Source organism: Meridianimarinicoccus marinus, from assembly GCF_040689105.1.
GTDB classification, from domain to species: Bacteria; Pseudomonadota; Alphaproteobacteria; order Rhodobacterales; family Rhodobacteraceae; genus Meridianimarinicoccus; species Meridianimarinicoccus marinus.
Genome location: NZ_JBFBVU010000088.1, coordinates 1 through 646, shown reverse-complemented (window position 1 = coordinate 646; position 646 = coordinate 1). Strand labels below are relative to the sequence as shown.

1 pseudogene is annotated in these 646 nt (G+C 59.3%); it reads left to right on the top strand.

Annotation, left to right across the window (positions count from 1 at the left end):
* A pseudogene (locus tag AB0T83_RS20300) lies at window positions 1–572 on the top strand (IS3 family transposase); the annotation flags it as partial.
* Window positions 573–646: the final 74 nt, after the last annotated feature.

Sequence of the window (646 nt, the reverse complement as noted above, 5' to 3'; positions counted from 1 at the left end):
CCTGGCTGACACGGCCACGTAGCGACCGGTCTATCCACGACGGAGAGCTGTCGGCGGCGATCCGTGCGAGCTTTCTGCGATCGGACCGAACCTATGGAGCCCGACGGGTCTGGCGCGATCTTCTCGAAGAAGGGTATGCCTGTGGCCTGCATTGCATTGAACGATTGATGCGGGAAGCTGCCTTCAGAGCTCGCTCCAGGCGTCGGCAACCACCGAAAGACCAAGGCACGAGGTCGGTCATAGCAGCGAACGTGCTTGAGCGAGAGTTCGAGGCGAATGGCCCGAACCAGAAATTGGTAGCAGACTTCACATACATCCGGACCGCAGAAGGTTGGCTCTATGTTGCTGCCGTCATCGACCTGTTCTCGCGGCGCGTTGTTGGCTGGTCTATGAGCGACCAGATGACCTCGCAGATGGTCACGGATGCGCTGATCATGGCAATCTGGCGCAGAGGCCGGCCACAAGAACTGCTGCACCACTCGGACCAGGGCAGCCAATACACCAGCGAACCGTTCCAAAGGTTGATGGCCGATCAGGGCATCACCTGTTCAATGAGCCGATCCGGAAATGTCCGGGCTGACCCGCACCGGGTTTGCCGGAGGCTCCAACTCCTGAGTAGGATGGAGCATCATGACAAAGACAACGA